At 37.1% G+C, this 18,031-nt stretch carries 15 protein-coding genes and 2 tRNA genes; 7 read left to right on the top strand and 10 right to left on the bottom strand.

Annotation, left to right across the window (positions count from 1 at the left end; all coding sequences use genetic code 11):
• The first annotated feature begins 1 nt into the window (after nt 1).
• Nucleotides 2–304 carry a chaperone modulator CbpM gene (locus tag AC2A07_RS13875; RefSeq protein WP_484050913.1) on the top strand — a complete coding sequence of 101 codons (303 nt, stop codon included), beginning with the start codon at nt 2–4 and terminating at the stop codon, nt 302–304.
• A gap of 30 nt (nt 305–334) precedes the next feature.
• On the top strand, nt 335–871 hold the full coding sequence (locus AC2A07_RS13880) for a hypothetical protein (protein ID WP_484050914.1): 537 nt from the start codon (nt 335–337) through the stop codon (nt 869–871).
• Nucleotides 872–962: 91 nt separating this feature from the next.
• Here AC2A07_RS13880 and AC2A07_RS13885 read toward each other — a convergent pair whose 3' ends face one another.
• Nucleotides 963–1,946 (bottom strand): PLP-dependent cysteine synthase family protein, encoded by a 984-nt coding sequence (locus AC2A07_RS13885; protein WP_314497386.1) that lies wholly within the window; start codon nt 1,944–1,946, stop codon nt 963–965.
• Between the two features lie 175 nt (nt 1,947–2,121).
• Nucleotides 2,122–3,351: an ABC transporter permease gene (locus tag AC2A07_RS13890; protein WP_484050915.1), complete on the bottom strand. Its 1,230-nt coding sequence runs from the start codon at nt 3,349–3,351 to the stop codon at nt 2,122–2,124.
• A 4-nt stretch (nt 3,352–3,355) separates the two neighbouring features.
• Between AC2A07_RS13890 and AC2A07_RS13895 the strand changes: the two genes are divergently transcribed.
• Nucleotides 3,356–4,552, top strand: a complete 1,197-nt coding sequence (locus tag AC2A07_RS13895) for an exo-beta-N-acetylmuramidase NamZ family protein (RefSeq protein WP_484050916.1) — start codon at nt 3,356–3,358, stop codon at nt 4,550–4,552.
• A 103-nt stretch (nt 4,553–4,655) separates the two neighbouring features.
• Here AC2A07_RS13895 and AC2A07_RS13900 read toward each other — a convergent pair whose 3' ends face one another.
• From AC2A07_RS13900 to AC2A07_RS13910, 3 genes are read right to left on the bottom strand one after another with little or no spacing between them, the layout of a single operon-like run.
• Entirely contained in the window at nt 4,656–4,862 is a 207-nt protein-coding gene (locus tag AC2A07_RS13900; RefSeq protein WP_484050917.1) for a hypothetical protein, read from the bottom strand.
• A gap of 1 nt (nt 4,863) precedes the next feature.
• A complete protein-coding gene (locus tag AC2A07_RS13905) occupies nt 4,864–5,490 on the bottom strand; it encodes a DUF3575 domain-containing protein (protein ID WP_484050918.1) in 627 nt (208 codons plus the stop codon).
• Nucleotides 5,491–5,499: 9 nt separating this feature from the next.
• Nucleotides 5,500–6,675 carry a thioredoxin family protein gene (locus AC2A07_RS13910; RefSeq protein WP_484050919.1) on the bottom strand — a complete coding sequence of 392 codons (1,176 nt, stop codon included), beginning with the start codon at nt 6,673–6,675 and terminating at the stop codon, nt 5,500–5,502.
• 365 nt (nt 6,676–7,040) lie between these two features.
• Between AC2A07_RS13910 and AC2A07_RS13915 the strand changes: the two genes are divergently transcribed.
• Entirely contained in the window at nt 7,041–8,708 is a 1,668-nt protein-coding gene (locus AC2A07_RS13915; protein ID WP_484050920.1) for an NUMOD4 domain-containing protein, read from the top strand.
• Nucleotides 8,709–8,881: 173 nt separating this feature from the next.
• On the opposite strand, the gene AC2A07_RS13920 is transcribed toward AC2A07_RS13915, so the two are convergent.
• From AC2A07_RS13920 to AC2A07_RS13935, 4 genes are all read right to left on the bottom strand, one after another.
• Nucleotides 8,882–8,954, bottom strand: a tRNA-Phe gene (locus AC2A07_RS13920).
• Between the two features lie 109 nt (nt 8,955–9,063).
• A tRNA-Phe gene (locus AC2A07_RS13925) sits at nt 9,064–9,136 on the bottom strand.
• Between the two features lie 101 nt (nt 9,137–9,237).
• The gene (locus tag AC2A07_RS13930) at nt 9,238–11,079 is read right to left on the bottom strand and encodes a lysophospholipid acyltransferase family protein (RefSeq protein ID WP_484050921.1); all 1,842 of its coding nucleotides are present in this window, start codon (nt 11,077–11,079) and stop codon (nt 9,238–9,240) included.
• Between the two features lie 22 nt (nt 11,080–11,101).
• Nucleotides 11,102–12,340: an aspartate kinase gene (locus tag AC2A07_RS13935; RefSeq protein ID WP_484050922.1), complete on the bottom strand. Its 1,239-nt coding sequence runs from the start codon at nt 12,338–12,340 to the stop codon at nt 11,102–11,104.
• 317 nt (nt 12,341–12,657) lie between these two features.
• On the opposite strand from AC2A07_RS13935, the gene fbp reads away from it, so the two are divergent.
• Nucleotides 12,658–13,674 (top strand): class 1 fructose-bisphosphatase, encoded by a 1,017-nt coding sequence (gene fbp / locus AC2A07_RS13940; protein ID WP_066674943.1) that lies wholly within the window; start codon nt 12,658–12,660, stop codon nt 13,672–13,674.
• Nucleotides 13,675–14,676 carry an o-succinylbenzoate synthase gene (locus AC2A07_RS13945; protein WP_484050923.1) on the top strand — a complete coding sequence of 334 codons (1,002 nt, stop codon included), beginning with the start codon at nt 13,675–13,677 and terminating at the stop codon, nt 14,674–14,676.
• 229 nt (nt 14,677–14,905) lie between these two features.
• Here AC2A07_RS13945 and AC2A07_RS13950 read toward each other — a convergent pair whose 3' ends face one another.
• Complete coding sequence (locus AC2A07_RS13950; protein WP_484050924.1) at nt 14,906–16,033, bottom strand: alpha/beta hydrolase; 1,128 nt, start codon at nt 16,031–16,033, stop codon at nt 14,906–14,908.
• A gap of 161 nt (nt 16,034–16,194) precedes the next feature.
• On the opposite strand from AC2A07_RS13950, the gene AC2A07_RS13955 reads away from it, so the two are divergent.
• The gene (locus AC2A07_RS13955) at nt 16,195–17,868 is read left to right on the top strand and encodes a glutamine--tRNA ligase/YqeY domain fusion protein (protein WP_484050925.1); all 1,674 of its coding nucleotides are present in this window, start codon (nt 16,195–16,197) and stop codon (nt 17,866–17,868) included.
• The last annotated feature ends 163 nt before the right edge of the window (nt 17,869–18,031 follow it).

The following is an 18,031-nucleotide window of genomic DNA, read 5'->3' on the forward strand; positions in this document are numbered from 1 at the left end:
CATGGACGAAAGAATATCACGGGAAGAACTCGTAAAAATATACAATATTGAGATTACGTTTTTTGATGAACTGGTCAATTCAGGTTTACTGAATATTCAGACGGATAACGAAATCCGTTATCTGATGTATGAAGATCTCCAAATGTTTGAAAAACTGACCAACTGGCACTATGACCTTGAAATTAACCTTCCCGGTCTGGAGGTTATTCATCAGATGCTGCGTAAAATGGAGGGTCTGAAAAAGAAAAATCGCGAACTGATGAATAAACTTTCGGCAATTAGTGACCGATTTGAAGATATTTAATTTAGTTTTGTAAACTGTAACATTCATGATATGGCGAGAATAAACGACGATAAAATTATCAACTTACAGATCGATAAAAAAGATTTCGAAGAGATCTATCTCAACGGAAATCAGGGAAGTTTATTCTGGTCTCCTACTGTAAAAGGGAAACTGATCACTACCGTTGTCGTTGCTGCCATTTTGCTGGTATTATTTTGCTTCAAAGATGATCTGAGCAAAGAGAAATTCGGAATTATATATTTCGTCAGTTTTCTTTTTCTTCTCTGTTCGGTGTACTTATCCTTAGCGATCAATAAAGTTTCAAAATGGAGAAAAGAAGTGGTGCAGTATCTTAAAACTCTTGAGAATACTGAGGTATACCAGATCCGGTTTAATGCTAAAGTTTTCAAAGTAAATCTTAATGATAAGAAAGAAACCAGCCTCTGGACGGAGTTTACTGCTGCTGAGATCAGTGATCAGTTTATTGGTTTAGAAGGGAAATTCAATTACATGTTTCCAAAAAAATCAATGCAGGATACCGATTTTGAAATGCTGAAACAGGCAGTGGAAAAAAATATTCAGAAATAAAAAAATCAGAGCTGAGGCTCTGATTTTTGTTTTATCATTAAAATTTACCCCTGACATACAGAGCAAATTCACCGTTGACTGACTTTGTCGTTTAATCCAGCCAGCCCATCTCTTTCATCCACTCATCATTGTAGATTTTTCCTACGTATCTTGAGCCGTGATCATGAAGTAAAACAACAATGACATCATCTTTTGTAAACTGATCTTTCATCTGAACCAGAGCAGCCATTGCACTTCCTGCAGAATATCCACAGAAAATCCCTTCTTCTTTTGCCAGTTTTCTTGCATAGATGGCACCGTCCTTATCAGTGACTTTTTCAAAATGATCAATGACAGACATATCATAGTTTTCAGGAAGGATATCTTCACCAATACCTTCTGTTATATATGTGTATGCATTTCCTAAATTGATCTCTCCCGTTTCATGGATTTCTTTCAAAATTGAACCGTAAGTATCCACTCCAATAATCCTGATATCTGGATTTTTCTCTTTAAAAAACATTCCGCAGCCGGTAATGGTACCGCCTGTGCCTGCTCCTACTAAGAAATGGGTCAGTTCTCCGTCTGTCTGATCCCAGATTTCAGGAGCGGTAGATTCATAATGGGCTGCTCTGTTGGAAAGATTATCATATTGGTTGACATACCAGCCGTTTTCCGTTTCTTTTGCCAGCCTTTTGGAAACTGAATAATAAGAACGCGGATCCGTTGGTTTTACATCTGTAGGACATACGATCACTTCAGCACCAACTGCACGGAGAATATCACATTTTTCTTTAGACTGCTTGGAGTTGGTTACAAAAATACATTTGTAGCCTTTAATGATTGCGGCAAGAGCCAGTCCCATTCCTGTATTTCCTGAAGTTCCTTCAATAATGGTTCCTCCCGGTTTCAGTCTGCCGTCTTTTTCAGCATCTTCAATCATCTTCACCGCCATTCTGTCTTTTACCGAATTTCCGGGATTGAAAGTTTCAACCTTTGCCAGAACCAGGGCCGGAAAATCTTCTCCCAAAACTTTATTCAGCTTTACGAGAGGTGTATTACCAATGGTTTCGAGTATATTTTCTGCGTATTTCATACTTTTTCTTTTTCTGCGGGGCAAAGATACGGCTTTCCATTGAGTTCGGGGGCAGCGGTTATCTTAAATGAATCATAAGATTATTAGGGGATCTTTACTGCTGTAGGAATGTTGAATTCCAATACTTTCAAATAATTGACAGCGAATTGACCATGAACGCATCGTTATTCTCCTTCTAACTGTACTTGATTGCTTTTACCGGAGAAATTTTGCTGATTAGGTAGCTGGGGATGATCAGGGCTAATCCTGAAATCAGTAGAATTCCGGCAGAGATTGAAAGAATGATCAAAGGATTCAGATCTACAGGTACTGTGCTGACATAATAATTTTCAGGATTCAGTTTAATGATTCCGAAAAACTTCTGGATCAGTAGTAATCCGAGACCGATAGCATTGCCATAGAGCAGTCCGGGAACCATAATGATCAGGGTGTAGTTGATGAAAGTAGTCCGGATCTGGGAATTGGTGGCTCCCAGCGTTTTCAGTAACCCTATGGAATTGGTCCTTTCAATGATCAGAATCAGGAGAACCATGATAATATTGATGATCACCACAATCAGCATGATTGAAATGATCAGCGCAATGTTGACATCAAAGATACTGATCCAGTCATTGATCTGGGGGAATTTATCAGTGGCTTTCTCAGCATAATTTTTATAGCCGATTACTTTATCGATTTCAGCTGAATCTTTGTCGATATCATTGACATTTTTAAAGAATATATCAATTCCGCCGATATCCTCAGGCGTCATATCCTGAATTTTTCTTACCTGATTGACGTCTCCGATCACAAACTGGTCATCAATCATCTTGATGTCTGTCTTGTAGATTCCGACCACCCGGAATTTCCGGTAGATCTGTTTCTGATCTTCCTTGGCAAAAACAGTTACAATGCTGTCGTTAAGTTTCAGGTGAAGATCTTTGGCGATCTTATCAGAGATCGTAATGCCGTTATTATAGCCTTTTTCTGTGATCTGAGGAGTTCTGCCTGCAATCAGGAATTTTTTGAATCGTAAACTGTCAAAATCTTTTCCTACTCCTTTATAGATAATTCCTGCAAAACTGTGTTCATTACGCATGATTCCTGTTACCATGGCATATTTCTGCACACTCTCAACATCTTCAAGTTCCTTCAGTTTTTTAATGTTCAATCCCTCATTGTCGAGAATGGAAGTGTTGTAAGAAGAATTTGAACGTGTAGATTTTACGGTAATATGCCCACTGAAATCAGCCAGCCTTTCCTTAATTGCTTTTTTAGAACCGAAACCAGTGGAAACGGTGATCAAAGAGACGATAATTCCCAAGGCAACAGACAGTCTGCCAATGAAGATGATCACCCGTGAAAGGTTATTTTTGTTATCTTTGGAAAACGCTATTTTTCTGGAGAAATAGATAGGAAATTTCAAGCTTATGAATTTAGATTTCAAAATTAAAACTTTACTTCTTATTTGCCTAATTTTTTTAGGAGTATTCAGTCCCTATTATTCTCAGATGGCCGATCAGGGCGATTTCAAGACTGGTGCAGACCGGCCTGAGCTGTATCTGCCGCTGCTTAAAGGAAAAAACATCGGAATTGTGACCAACCAGACAGGTCTCATGAAAGATAAGACTCATGTGGTCGATTATCTCGTGAAAAACGGAATCAGGATTAAAACAATCTTTGCCCCTGAGCATGGTTTCAGAGGAGAGGCTGATGCAGGTGAAAAAGTAAAAAACGGAGTCGATGTGAAAACGGGGATTCCTATCATTTCCTTATACGGACCCAATAAGAAACCGAAACCGGAACAGTTAAAAGGGCTTGACATTGTTCTGTTTGATATTCAGGATGTCGGAGTGAGATTTTATACTTATATCTCCACCCTGACGTATCTGATGGAGGCCGGAGCAGAAAATAAGGTTGAGATCCTGGTCCTGGACAGACCCAATCCGCACGATGGATATATCGACGGTCCGGTACTGAAGAAAAAATGGGAGAGTTTTGTGGGGATGCATGAAGTTCCGGTGGTCTATGGCCTGACAATCGGGGAATACGGAAAAATGGTGAATGGTGAAAAGTGGCTGAAAAATGGAATACAGGCAGATTATAAGGTGATTGAAATGCAGGGATACCATAAAAAACAGCGGTATACCATTTTAGATAAACCTTCTCCGAATCTGCCGAATGACCGTTCTATCAATCTTTATCCGAGTTTGTGTTTTTTTGAAGGGACACAGGTTTCTGTGGGAAGAGGTACTGATTTGCCTTTTCAGGTGTATGGCTCGCCATGGACGAAAGATCTTCCTTATCAGTTTACCCCTAAACCTAATTTTGGTGCAAAAGATCCTTTTCTGAACGGAAAATTATGTTACGGTGAAAATCTTTCAGCCTATACAGTGGATTTGAGGGAACTTCACTTGGAGTGGCTGATTAAAGCCTATAAAAATTACAGGAACCCTGAGCTGAATTTCTTTTTGAAGAATCTATTTTTTGATACATTAGCAGGCAGTGACGAACTGAGAAAACAGATTATTGCAGGGAAATCCGAAAAAGAAATCAGGTTATCATGGAAATCCGATCTTGAAAAATTCTCAAAAATAAGAAGCAGATATATGATTTACAGAGACTGAAATAGGTGAATTATCAATTGCTGATTGCTGTTTATACCCATTAAAGTTTAATGTAATTTACCAGGCAAAGCTGAATTGACTATTCATATTTTATCCTGCATTATCAGTCAAAATGCTGTGGCGGATTTTTGTCGTCTTTCCCTTTGTTCAGAATAAACAGTCCGATGGACAACCCGATTACTCCGGCAGCAGCTGTCATCAATGCACGCTCTAACTTATCAGCTTCCTGATTTCCCAGGTAATTCATAAGAAAAAGGATGGCAAAAGTAATAATGGAGATGATGATATGGTTTCTTCCCAGTAATTTCATATTATTTCAGTTTATAAGAGATCATGACACCGCCTCTGTACGGAAGAATTTCACCGCTCTTGTTGTAATCTTTCGCAAGATCATATCTTCTTCCGGTACCACGTTCATATCCTTTGTAAAAGTCCTGGGAGGTACCAACGGTAGCATACAGATCCATTGTCCATCGGTCAGCTAATCTGAATTGGTAACCGGCAGTGATTCCCACTAAAACAGAATGTCCTTTCTGGTATAAATTTGAATTTTCGAAAGTTTCGTTATTTTCATTGATATAGGTATATTGTTTCCAGTAATTCCATTTTTGGAGAACAAAAGATGATGCTGATATATTGGCACCCAAATACCAGCCGTTGAATGCTTTTTTGAAATAATACCTTCCTTCTAGTGAAGCTGAATAATATTGCAGTTCGTGACCGGCAAATGATTTCCAGGGTGAGATAAACACATCTCCCTGCAGCGTATATTTTGAGTTTAGCTGATATTCTATTCCTGCATTGACAATTCCTATCGGAATAAAGAGTGCATTTGCTTTCAGATGCAAAGCGTTTTCCTTCTCCGGAATCTGGTCCTGAGCGCTGATAAAATTGACTGAAAGTAAAGTAAGGGCTGTGATAAAAATTTTATTTTTCAAACCGTATCTTTATTTTATTTTTTTTAATAATTCATTGGCCAGACTGGCGTCTTTTCCGGCTTGTTCAGCTATGCTTTTTGATAATTCAGCGAAGTTTTGTGCTAAATCACGGTTGCCTAAATGGTAATAAATGGAAGCTAAGATATAAGTGTTTTCGGAAGTTTCCCCGCGCATCACAGATTTCTCCGCCCATTCAGCTGCTTTTTTTAAGGAAGAGGTAGTTTTTACATGATCTGAAAAGATCCATGCAGCTTTCAGAAGCTCATTAGGCTCGAAAGAATCTGCATTTTGATAATAGTTCAGAGCTGCTTTTTCATATTCCGGAAAATTGGAATTTTGTTCGTAATAGGCTAATTTGGTCTGATTTAACTTAAGCATAGCTGCTTCTTTACCAACCAAAGGTTCTGCCGTTTTTAGAAAATAGGCGTCATTGATCTTTTTAGCTTTTTCATCGATCGATTCCTGCACAACTTTGGCTAAAACAAGCTGGTTATTGAAATCGATGTAATTCTGTTCAGGAAGATATTTTATGATATCTGACTTTTGGGCGATAAAGATTTTATAATTCGGATCTTCCGTCGACTTTAAGAAGTAGAGTAAAAATCCAACATCTTCTTTGGTGAATTCATCTGTTTTTTTTCTGTTTTCGAAATATCGTTCTGATGCCTGTTTAGCAAATTCGTAATCTGCACTTGAGTTGAGTTTCATGATGTTGATAAGAAATTCACGGTCTTTCTCACCCTTTGCAAAGCGTTCTTTTAGGGAGCCTTTCTTATTTCCCGGCGCATTGATGTCCTGTGCCATGGTTAAAAACATACCCTCTTCCATATATCCGTAATTCTGTGATACCAATTCCCCGCCCCCGTTAAGGAAAAGATAGGTAGGGTAGGAACGTACACCGAATTTCCGGGCAATTTCCCTTCCTTCTCCTTTCTCCATATCGATTCTGGCATTGATGAAATTTTTGTTGAAGAAATCACCTACAGATTTTTTATTGAAGACGTTTTTTTCCATCATTTTACAGGGACCGCACCAGACTGCATAGGCATCAATAAACAGAATTTTGTTTTCTTTTTTCGCTTTTGCAATCAGATCTTTAAATGGAATCTCCTGAAATTGAATTTCGTCCTGTGCAAAACTGAGTATAGTGATAAAAATAAATAATCCGGAGATAATATTTTTCATTTTTAATTCAAAATTTTAATTAGCGAAGATACTGATTTTGATTGATCAGAATTGTTAAAAATATTTAAAGTAAACGGATACAGTGTTAAAATAAACAATGACATCTCGTAAAGGAGTAAGTGTTTTTGATCAGGGATACATCTCTTGTTGTAAAGCTTATAAATTGCTTACCTAAATTATTTTTCTCTTAAAAAATTTTGTTTGTGTATAATTTTATCAACAAAAAGTAAATAATTTAAATATTTTTTAAATAAAGATTTAAAATTGTGTATAAAAAAACAGCAGGTAATCTTTGATATCGCAAATTTTCGTTTTAAATTCGTTACAGAATTACACTAAAGTGATCAAAAAGAAATTTCTGACTTATGAGATTACCTGTTGAATTAGAAAATGAATATTTAAGAACAGTACTTGCCAATCTTTCTCTGGAAGATCTTCCCGGTGAAAAATGGGAAATGATCAAAGATTTTGAAAATTATACTATTTCTAATTTTGGGAGAGTAAAAAGTTTGGAACGCTGGGTTCCGAATTCGTTGGGAGGAGGTCAGAAAATATTTGAGAGAATTATGAAGCTTCAGGGCATTAAATATTTTAATAAACATTTAAACAGTCATTTTTACGTTGTGAATTGTCTTTTATCCAGTGAAGGAAAGTCTTATGGAAAATCAGTAGCGCGTTTGGTTTACTATCATTTTGTTGAGAAATTTGACTTAGACGATCATTCATTGCTTATCTCTAATATAGATGGAAATAAGTTTAATTTGCATTTTAGTAATCTTGAAAAGTTAACTGTCAATAAACTGCGCAGTAAGGTATTGAATATGGGCAGAGGCAAAAAGGGGAATTATCAGCAGGCAGTCAGCCAATACACAGTTGATGGTGACTTCGTTGCAGATTATGAAAATATTTATGAGGCCAGTAAAGCTTTAGAAATTTCTCCTGTTTATATTTTCAATGTGATCAATAAAAAAAGAATAACATCAGGCGAATTTCTATGGTTTGCAAAAGATTATCAGCCTACTCAGAAAGATTTTTTACCGGAATCTAAAAATAAAAAGGAAGAAGTACTCAATGTAACTCTTTGGGAAAGGCTCGGACAGCCTGCAATTGATCAAACCAATCCTCCGGCGTTGATGAATTTATCGTTAAAAGATCTTCCGGGTGAAATTTGGAAGCCAATTCCCGAAGTCGAAGGATATTTTACCATTTCCAATAAAGGAAGGATAAAGCGGCTCAATACCTGGACACGGAATTCAAGCATGATCTTTTTGAAGGAACGTATTATTTCGATCTTTGTACATGTCTCCGATTCCAATAAATATATTTTTTACACCAGATTAAACTGTAATGGAAAAAGATATAATATTATAATTAGCAGATATGTTTATTACTGCTTTGTTGAAAAGTTTGACCTTAATGACAAAATTTTGATAATTGTTAATGAAAGTCATCCACAATGGAAGATGGATGCTGCGAAACTCACGCTGAAATCTTCTTCTGAAATCCTGGCAGAAAGAAATAAAACCTATGTCCCTAAGGTGAGAACGGTTGTCAATTCAAAAAAACTGTTCAACGATACGCTTTGGCAAAAACTGGGCAAACCAGGAATCAGTAAAAAAAATCTACCTGCCGTTTTCGACCTTTCCCTGAAAGACCGACCCGATGAATACTGGAAATCATTACCCGGTTTTGAAGGTAAATACAGTATTTCAAATAAAGGAAGGGTAAAACGAATGAGCGGATGGACAGCAGGTATGCAGTTTTATGGAGAGGATCAGATGATCCCTATACAATTTAGAGATCATAGAATGACACATCTTTGTTTTAAGTTGCATCAGAAGGAAGATCGGAATGTAAAAATGCTTTTCCGCTTACTTTATTATTGTTTTGTTGAAGAGTTTAATCTTGATAACGATATGATGATTGTTATTAATAAAAATGAGCGGATCTGGGATATTGATATCTCGCATCTGCTATTGTGCACAAGAGCAGATGCGTATGATATAGAAAAAAGAAAAAAGAAAAAATTCTGAGTAGTTCAGGTCTTTTACAATCTGAGCGGGTTTTTGCCAATTGAAGATCTTGTTATCGTAATCATTAGAGTAAACCAAAGTGAAATTTTCCTTAAAAACAGTTCTCTGTTTTTAAATTTTGATAAGCATCGCTCATGATTAAACAAAAAAAACCGCCTTTCGAGGCGGTTTTGTGGTTTCTCCAGGAATCGAACCAGGGACACATGGATTTTCAATCCATTGCTCTACCAACTGAGCTAAGAAACCATTGATGTGTACTTCACTTGAAGTGATGCAAAAATAATAATAAATATTAAATTCTGCAAATTACTTTTAAACAGTCTGAATAAAAAACCGCCTTTTTCAAGGCGGTTTGTGGTTTCTCCAGGAATCGAACCAGGGACACATGGATTTTCAATCCATTGCTCTACCAACTGAGCTAAGAAACCATTTGTATGATTTACTTCGTTGTTTTAAAGTGATGCAAAAGTAGGAAGTTTTGGTATATGAAGCAAGTATTAATTGAACTTTTTTAACATTAAACTAAAACCTACTGATTCTCAGTCTGATTATTTTCCTGTTCTTTTCTGATCTGCTCACTCATTTCTTCCAAAACAGGTTTGATCGTGCTTTCAGGAAGGTCACTGATCCGGATATACATCAGTCCGTCAATCGCATCATTAAAGTTAGGATCCACATTGAATGCAATAACTTTAGCATTTTGCTTAATGTACTTTTTAATTAATACCGGCATTCTTAATTCAGGTTCAAGATCATCTATGATTTTGTCTAACTTATTTAAATCAGATTCCATTTCATCCAAAAAAAGATGCTTGTCCCGGTCTCTCAGTTTTACTTTAAAATCATTTCGTGGGGTAATATATTGAGCAACAGCAGAATCATAATAATTGGAACGCATAAACTCAATCATCAGCGATTTTGAAAATTCTGAAAATTTGTTGGAAATACTCACGCCGCCCATCAGGAATTTATGATCAGGGTTTCTCAGGCATACATGCACAATTCCACGCCACAGGAGGAAAAGAGGAAGAGGTTTCTGCTGATATTCTTCACAGATATAGGCACGCCCCATCTCGATCACTTTTTTGAAAAAAGGATGAATGTCCTGTTCAAACTCAAACAGGGAACTGGTGTAAAAGCCTTTGATCCCAAACTTTTTCATGACATCTTTACCGAGTGCCATCCTGTATGCTCCGGCTAGTTTTTCTGCCGCATTATCCCACAAAAACAGATGATGATAGTGTTTGTCATATTCGTCAAGATCAAAAGGAAGGTTGCTTCCTTCACCCACTGCACGGAAAGTAAGCTCCCGCTGTCTTCCAATCTCCCTCATTACAGAAGGAATCTCTTCGTAGGAGGTAAAGTATATCTCATAATTGCCGTTGCTGAAAAGCATTTTGTCAGTGCCGCGAAGTTTTGAAATATCTTTTAACAGATCCTCCTTCGGGGTTTCGTCAATAATATTCTGAACAATATTCTCCTCACGTAATAACTGGAATTTAAGTGACAGGTTTTTAAGATTGATCACCTGTGCAAGAGATTTTCTTTTTTCATAGTAAGACTTCATCATGTAAACCTTACGTTTCAGAAATTCTCCCAATTCCTCGATATTTTCCATCTCGTCCATCACTTTAACAGTGATTGGTTTTCCTATCCTGATACGGATGGGCTTTTCCCGGTCGTTCATCATTTCTGCGGGGAGCATAATTGTCTGCAGGTTAGGATGGATTTTGGCAACCTGATAAAACAGCGTACTGTTTTTAGCATGGAAATACATGGGCACTACCGGAACTTTTGCCATTTTAATAAGCTTTAAGGCCGGTTTTTCCCATTCTCTGTCGAGAATTTCTCCGTAGGGATTGTTTTTGTTTGAAACTTCTCCTGCCGGGAAGATTCCTACGCAGCCACCGCTTTCAAGGTGTTTTAAAGTTTCACGCATCCCCGTTGCGCTGTTTCTGGCTTCTTTTCTCCCTTCAAAAGGATTTACCGGAATTACAAAAGGTTCCATGGGTTTTATTTTTTCTAAAAGAAAATTTCCCATTACTTTAAAATCAGGACGGACTTCTGTCAGTATTTTGCACATTAAAATCCCGTCAATAGCACCAAGCGGATGGTTAGAAACCAAGATAAAAGGCCCTGTCTTGGGTATTTTTGCCAGGTCTTCCTCAAAAGCGACATAACTTAAGTTCCTTTCTCTTACGAAAGAATCGAAAAAATCTTTACCTTCCTTTTCTTTCAGCTTATCATAAAGTCTGTTTACTTCATTTATTTTCGCAATGCTCATAACAGCAGATGCCACAGGATTTTTTAGAAATCCTATTTTATGTAAGCCAGAAGCCTTGATTAAATCAGTTTTCGATATTAAACTCATCTGTGTTTAGTCGGAATTAGTTTTATAATGTTACCATTTGAAGAGTATTCTTTGAAATCTGTTCCAATAATACACTTTTTTCCTGGTAAAATTTGTCTATGTTCTCTATTTTTGCATTTCTCACAGTAAATAAAGATACATTTTTTATAATATCGGTTTTGAAACTTTTCTGAAGTTCATTATTCAGTTCCTCAATTTTAAGAAATTTATCTTCAAGACACAGTGCCAGTGAGATTGCAGAATTCTGCATCAGTGATACTTTGATCTTGTGCTTTGCTAAATTATTGAAAATTAAGCTCATGTGATCTTCTGCAATAAAAGAAAAATCCCTTGTGGAAATTTTAAGTAAAGTCTGGTCTCCTTTTAGTATATAAGATTCTTCGCTCTGATTTTTTTCAGAAATACCTACTTTAGTTCCCTCCTTTGTAGGATCAACAAAAGATTTCACGAAAAAAGGAATATTCTTCTGCTGAAGGGGCTGTAAAGTTTTCGGGTGAATGACACTTGCACCGAAGTAGGCCATCTCAATCGCTTCTTCATAAGATATATTGGATAAAAGGGTAACATCTTTAAAGATTCTCGGATCACCGGTCATCACTCCCGGGACATCTTTCCAGATCGTCATGGCGCTTGCATTAAGGCAGTACGCAAAAATTGCAGCAGAATAATCTGAGCCTTCTCTTCCAAGGGTGACTGTAAAATTATTGTCATCAGAACCGATAAACCCCTGGGTGACATAGCAGATATCAGGATTTAAAGTTGAGATAAACTCTTCAGTTTTTTCCCAGTTGACGTTACCGTCTCTATAGGAATCGTCGGTTTTTATGTAGTCTCTTGCATCCAGCCATTGATTGGTAAATTGGATGTCATTCAGATATTCACTTACGATTTTTGTGGAGATCATCTCTCCACAGCTCACTACCTGATCATACACGAAGTTATAATTCGGTGATTTATTTCTTCTTAAGAAAGCAACAATATCATCAAAAAACAGATTGATTTCTTCAAAGACCGCATGATCTTCCCGGAAAAGCCCCTTGGCTATTTCGATGTGCTTCTGTTTTATGAGTTCTATTTCAGTTTGATAATTATCTTTTTTGAAGTACATTTCTACCACTTTTTCCAGCTCATTGGTTGTTTTACCCATTGCTGAAATAACCAGTAGACATTTTTCAAAACCCTGGCTGCTGAGAACCATTGATACATTTTTTACACTTTCGGCATCTTTCACCGATGCGCCGCCAAACTTGAAAATTTTCATTAAATTGTTAAGAATAAAATTGTTAGATACTAAATCGTTCGATTTTTTTCGGAGGTCAAAATTATACATTTACAACGAGATATGAAATAGGGGAGCGGAAGGATTGGATTAAGATTTAATTAAAATTACGGTAAAATATAATAAATGTTGATTGTCTCAGCATGCAAACGGGAAACATTTTTAGGATAAGGAATCACGGTTTATTCGTTTTTTTGCTATGTATGTATTTGATTACTAAGGGGTAGCCTGTTTTATGAGAAAATATTTTTTAATGTGATAAATTTTACGAAATTTGACGGTAACGTAAAAATATTAAAATGTCAGATCAACCATTACAGACTTTAGGAGAATTTTTAATTGATAAACAGGAAGACTTCCAGTATTCTACCGGAGAATTTTCACGTCTTCTAAGTGCTATAAGATTGGCATCCAAAGTCGTAAACAGAGAAGTGAATAAAGCTGGGATCGTTGATATTACAGGTGCCGCAGGCAATCAGAATATTCAGGGAGAAGAACAGCAGAAACTTGATGTAATCGCAAACGATATTTTTATTACGGCTCTGTCACAGCGTGAAGTGGTTTGTGGGATTGCTTCTGAAGAGAATGATGATTTTATTGATATCAAATGTGGTGAAAACGGTCACCTTAGCAAATATGTAGTATTGATTGATCCTCTTGACGGCTCTTCCAATATTGATGTCAATGTATCGGTCGGGACTATTTTTTCCATCTACAGGAGGGTTACGGAGCCCGGAACCCCGGTTCAGCTTGAAGATTTTTTACAGAAAGGAATCAACCAGATTGCAGCAGGTTATGTAATTTACGGTTCATCTACCATGATTGTTTACACAACAGGAAACGGGGTGAACGGGTTTACTTTAGATCCTTCTCTGGGAACCTATTATCTGTCTCATCCTAATATGACATTTCCGAGAACAGGTAAGATCTATTCAATCAACGAAGGAAATTATATCAAATTTCCACAGGGCGTAAAAAATTACCTTAAATACTGTCAGATGGAAGAGGGAGACCGCCCTTATACCTCCAGATATATTGGTTCTCTAGTTGCTGATTTTCATAGAAACATGCTTAAAGGCGGGATTTATATTTATCCGTCCTACGGTCAGTCACCCAATGGTAAATTACGGTTGTTGTATGAATGCAATCCGATGGCATTTCTGGCTGAACAGGCCGGTGGAAAAGCCACTGATGGATTCAGAAGAATTATGGAGGTGGAGCCTACCGAACTTCATCAGAGAATACCGTTTTTCGCAGGAAGTGTTGATATGGTTGAAAAAGCAGAAGAATTTATGCGAATTGACAGCGTAAAGTAAATGAAAGCAGAATACACCAGATATTTATTAAAATTCAAGCGCCCGAGCGGAACGTCTCGTGGCGTTTTGTATGAAAAAGAAACCTATATTCTGGAAATTTCAGATAATGGAAAAAAAGGAGTAGGGGAATGTGCGATTTTTCGAGGTCTGAGTTTTGATGACCGTCCGGATTATGAAGACAAACTCAATTGGCTATGTCAGAATATTCATCAGGAATACGGATTTTTAAAAGATGAATTGAGGGAATTTCCCTCCATTTGGTTTGGATATGAGCAGGCTGTCCTGAACCTAAAACACGGAGGGAAATTATATTTCCCAAGTCACTTCACTGACAGGAAAAGCTCAATGATAATCAATGGCCTGATCTGGATGGGGAATGTTAATTTCATGGAAGAACAGATTCGTGAAAAATTAAATCAGGGATTCCACTGCATTAAATTAAAAATCGGGGTTGACTGGAAATCTGAACATGAGATTCTCCAGAAATTAAGAAAGAAATTTTCGAAGGAGAAATTGGAATTGCGTGTAGACGCTAACGGAGGTTTTTCAAAAGAAAATGCGGTAAAAGTTCTGCAACAGCTTTCAGATCTACAGATTCACTCTATTGAACAGCCTGTTAAAGCTGGTAATTGGGATGATATGGCTGACTTGTGTCTGAATACACCAACACCTATTGCGTTGGATGAAGAACTAATCGGCGTTATTGATTTTGAAAAAAAGAAAGCGCTTCTGGAAACGGTGCAGCCACAATACATTATACTTAAACCTGCTTTGATAGGAGGTTTTTCCGGATCAGATGAATGGATCTCTTTAGCAGAGCAGAACAAAATAGGCTGGTGGATTACCTCCGCTCTGGAAAGTAATTTAGGACTGAATGCCATTGCTCAGTATACTTATACAAAAAACAACAGAATGCCTCAGGGTCTGGGAACAGGAAGCCTGTTCACCAATAATTTTGAGAGTGATCTGGAACTGAAAGGTGATCGGGTGTTTTTTAAATAAAGTAGTTTTTGGTCGATAATTTTATCTTTACGAGTTAATGAAAATTTAAATCACATCTTTTTCGATGAACATGGTTTTCTTTATATATTCTAAGATATAAGAAAACTTTCTTTTTACTTTTTTCATAATAATATAGTTTAATGTTATCTGAACAAACTGAACTATGTCAAACGTCGTACCAAATTATAATAATTCACTTTAAAATTTATTTTTTTTGTGTAATGACTTTTCAGGTAATTGTAAAAGTATAGTCATTGTTTTTTATTCTGTTGGTAATCAGATTACTGTCAATTCCATTCAAGGTCTGCAAAATATCATTTTGTGCCTGTGAGCTGGATAGATATCCCCAGTGATTTCCAAATTCAAATTTGAAAGAATCTTTAAGGTCATTTTCTATATAAGTACAGTCTATAATGGAAACAACATCCTTGAAATGTTCAATATCGGACGGTCCGTTTTTTCCTAATCGGGGGGTAAGAATATTCTTTGTAAACTGGGAGATCCCTAATATGGAATCTTTTCTGTTCAGGTAAATTGAAACTCTGTTGGCGAGCAGAGGAAATTTATTGAAAGAATCTTCAGCCTCTTCAAAGACTTTATAGGAAACATCTGCATTCAACAGCAGTACCTGATCAATGATCCTGAGAATATTTTCCTTTTTCAGACTGTACAGCATGCTCTGCAGTACTCTGTTCCCCATTGAATGGGCCATGATATGAATATGTTGGTTGCATGGTGCCAGATCCCTGTGAGAGAAAATGTCTTTCAGAAACTGAGTGTAAAAATAAAACATCCTGACAAGAGAAGTTCCCGAATTAATACTTGCTGCTTTATCATCAAAATAAGTCATGGGAACCAGGCTGCGGGCTGCAGGCCAGCTTACAAAAAGGATGTGCGCGATCGGAGAATCCTGATTGTCTATAAACAGTTTTTTAAGATCAATAATGGCTTTTAATTCATCATCAAAAGTATATGCATAACCATGGATAAAGATCAATACATCACTTCTTACTTTTGTTGAGGACATGTTTTTATACAGTTCATAAAACATTCTCTGCGTCCCTCCAAGATGATCCGCAGTTAATGCAGAGTTTTTCAGATCTTTTTCGCTCATCAGAACTTCCAGAACTTCTTCGTAGCCCTGTTTTTCAGGCTCAGAAAACAATTGATAGTCAAGTATTTTTCTGTTGGAGTATTCTTTTTTATTTTTTACAGGTTCAGGGGTTTCAGTATAATTTTCAAAATTACATTTAGCAATCCTGAAGTTGGGGATTGAATACTGGTCATTAGAGAAAGAATCGGTCTTTTCGCCATTATGACGCACGATCTTGCGGTTGCTGAGGATATAAACAGCCATTATTAACAGTTTTGTGAGAATGATTTTTGGTTGAATAAAGTTCTGAAAAAAAAATCAATTTGATGTGAATTCAGGATTAAAAATATCGTTTTTTTTAACCCTTAAATTTTCTTAAATTTGCAAATTGCTGTGTAATCATGCAGCAGCGTAAGTTTATTGTAATGGAAGAAGAAAAAAAGTCACTCAATTTTATTGAGCAAATAATAGAAGATGATCTGGCAAACGGGATGAGAAATGATCAGATCCGTTTCCGGTTTCCGCCTGAACCCAATGGTTATCTACATGTAGGTCACACAAAAGCGATCTGCATCAACTTTGGTCTCGGTGAAAAATACAATGCTCCCGTAAACCTCCGTTTTGACGATACAAACCCTGAAAAAGAAGAGCAGGAATTTGTGGATTCTATCATGAAAGATGTAGAATGGCTGGGTTTCAAATGGGATAAGGTTTTGTATGCATCTGACTACTTCCAGCAGCTTTATGACTGGGCAGTGAAGCTTATTAAAGAAGAAAAAGCTTATGTAGACGAGCAGCCTTCGCAAATAATTACCGAACAGAGAAAGAACCCGGCAGAACCGGGAGTGGAATCACCTTTCAGAAACCGTCCTGTTCAGGAATCTTTAGATTTATTTGAAAAGATGAAAAACGGTGAGTTTGAAAGTGGTTCAATGTCACTGCGTGCAAAAATCGACATGCTTTCACCGAATATGAATATGCGGGATCCTGTGATGTACAGAATTTTAAATAAACCGCACCACAGAACAGGTACAGACTGGAAGATCTATCCGATGTATGACTGGGCTCATGGGGAGTCTGATTATTTAGAGCAGGTTTCTCATTCACTCTGTTCTTTAGAATTTGAAAACCACAGACCTCTTTATAACTGGTATCTTGAGCAGGTTTATGATGACTCGAAAGTAGCACCCAAGCAGAGAGAATTTGCGAGGATGAACGTTTCGTACATGATTACTTCCAAAAGAAAACTACAGAGGCTTGTTGCTGAAAAAGTGGTGAACGGGTGGGATGATCCGAGAATGCCTACCATCTCAGGAATGAGAAGGAAAGGGTTTACCCCGGCTTCGATCAGGAATTTTATTGATAAAGTAGGAGTTGCCAAAAGAGAAAATCTCATTTCTGTTCAGCTGTTGGATTTCTGTGTACGTGAGGATCTCAATAAAGTTGCAAAAAGGGTCATGGCAGTAGTGGATCCTGTAAAACTGATTATTGAAAACTATCCTGAAGGGCAGGAAGAATGGTTAGATACTGAAAATAATCCTGAGCAGGAAAATGCAGGGACAAGACAGGTTCCTTTCTCCAGGGAAATATATATTGAGCGTGAAGATTTCAAAGAGGAAGCTAATAATAAATTCTTCAGACTGAAGTTAGGCGGAGAAGTCCGCTTAAAATCTGCATACATCATCAAAGCTGAAAGGGTGGAGAAGGATGAAAATGGAGAGATCACAACAATCTATGCATCATATGACGATAAATCTAAGTCAGGAAGCGGAACTGAAGAGAGTTTAAGAAAAGTGAAAGGTACACTGCACTGGGTATCTGCACCGCATGCCATTCCTGTCGAAGTGAGAATCTATGATAATCTGTTTACTGTAGAGCAGCCTGATGCTGAGAAGGATGTTGATTTCCTGAATTTCATCAATCCTGATTCTGTATCGGTCATTCAGGGATTCGCTGAGCCGGGATTGAAGGATGTTGCAGTGGGTGAACCGCTTCAATTCCAGAGAATTGGGTATTTTACGAAAGATCAGGACTCAACGGATACAAATTATGTATTCAACAGAACCGTAACATTAAAAGACTCCTATAAGCCGGAGTAGTAATTTATTTATAATATTGTAAATGAAACAGGGCTTAATTTTTTAAGTCCTGTTTTTTGTTTTTATCTCATTGATGACCTTACTGTATTTTCAGGGATTTCACGAACCCAATTGGGTGATTTGTGAAACTGTGAGCGCTGTCTGTGTTTAAAATGATTCATCA

The organism is Chryseobacterium sp. HNCC26DJ238, from assembly GCF_057180465.1.

What these genes read in the sequence shown, in the direction of transcription:
- AC2A07_RS13875 (WP_484050913.1), top strand. Translation starts at nt 2, where the DNA reads ATGGACGAAAGAATATCACGGGAAGAACTCGTAAAAATATACAATATT.
- AC2A07_RS13880 (WP_484050914.1), top strand. Translation starts at nt 335, where the DNA reads ATGGCGAGAATAAACGACGATAAAATTATCAACTTACAGATCGATAAA.
- AC2A07_RS13885 (WP_314497386.1), bottom strand. Translation starts at nt 1,946, where the DNA reads ATGAAATACGCAGAAAATATACTCGAAACCATTGGTAATACACCTCTC.
- AC2A07_RS13895 (WP_484050916.1), top strand. Translation starts at nt 3,356, where the DNA reads ATGAATTTAGATTTCAAAATTAAAACTTTACTTCTTATTTGCCTAATT.
- AC2A07_RS13900 (WP_484050917.1), bottom strand. Translation starts at nt 4,862, where the DNA reads ATGAAATTACTGGGAAGAAACCATATCATCATCTCCATTATTACTTTT.
- AC2A07_RS13910 (WP_484050919.1), bottom strand. Translation starts at nt 6,675, where the DNA reads ATGAAAAATATTATCTCCGGATTATTTATTTTTATCACTATACTCAGT.
- AC2A07_RS13915 (WP_484050920.1), top strand. Translation starts at nt 7,041, where the DNA reads ATGAGATTACCTGTTGAATTAGAAAATGAATATTTAAGAACAGTACTT.
- AC2A07_RS13930 (WP_484050921.1), bottom strand. Translation starts at nt 11,079, where the DNA reads ATGAGTTTAATATCGAAAACTGATTTAATCAAGGCTTCTGGCTTACAT.
- AC2A07_RS13935 (WP_484050922.1), bottom strand. Translation starts at nt 12,340, where the DNA reads ATGAAAATTTTCAAGTTTGGCGGCGCATCGGTGAAAGATGCCGAAAGT.
- fbp (WP_066674943.1), top strand. Translation starts at nt 12,658, where the DNA reads ATGTCAGATCAACCATTACAGACTTTAGGAGAATTTTTAATTGATAAA.
- AC2A07_RS13945 (WP_484050923.1), top strand. Translation starts at nt 13,675, where the DNA reads ATGAAAGCAGAATACACCAGATATTTATTAAAATTCAAGCGCCCGAGC.
- AC2A07_RS13950 (WP_484050924.1), bottom strand. Translation starts at nt 16,033, where the DNA reads ATGGCTGTTTATATCCTCAGCAACCGCAAGATCGTGCGTCATAATGGC.
- AC2A07_RS13955 (WP_484050925.1), top strand. Translation starts at nt 16,195, where the DNA reads ATGGAAGAAGAAAAAAAGTCACTCAATTTTATTGAGCAAATAATAGAA.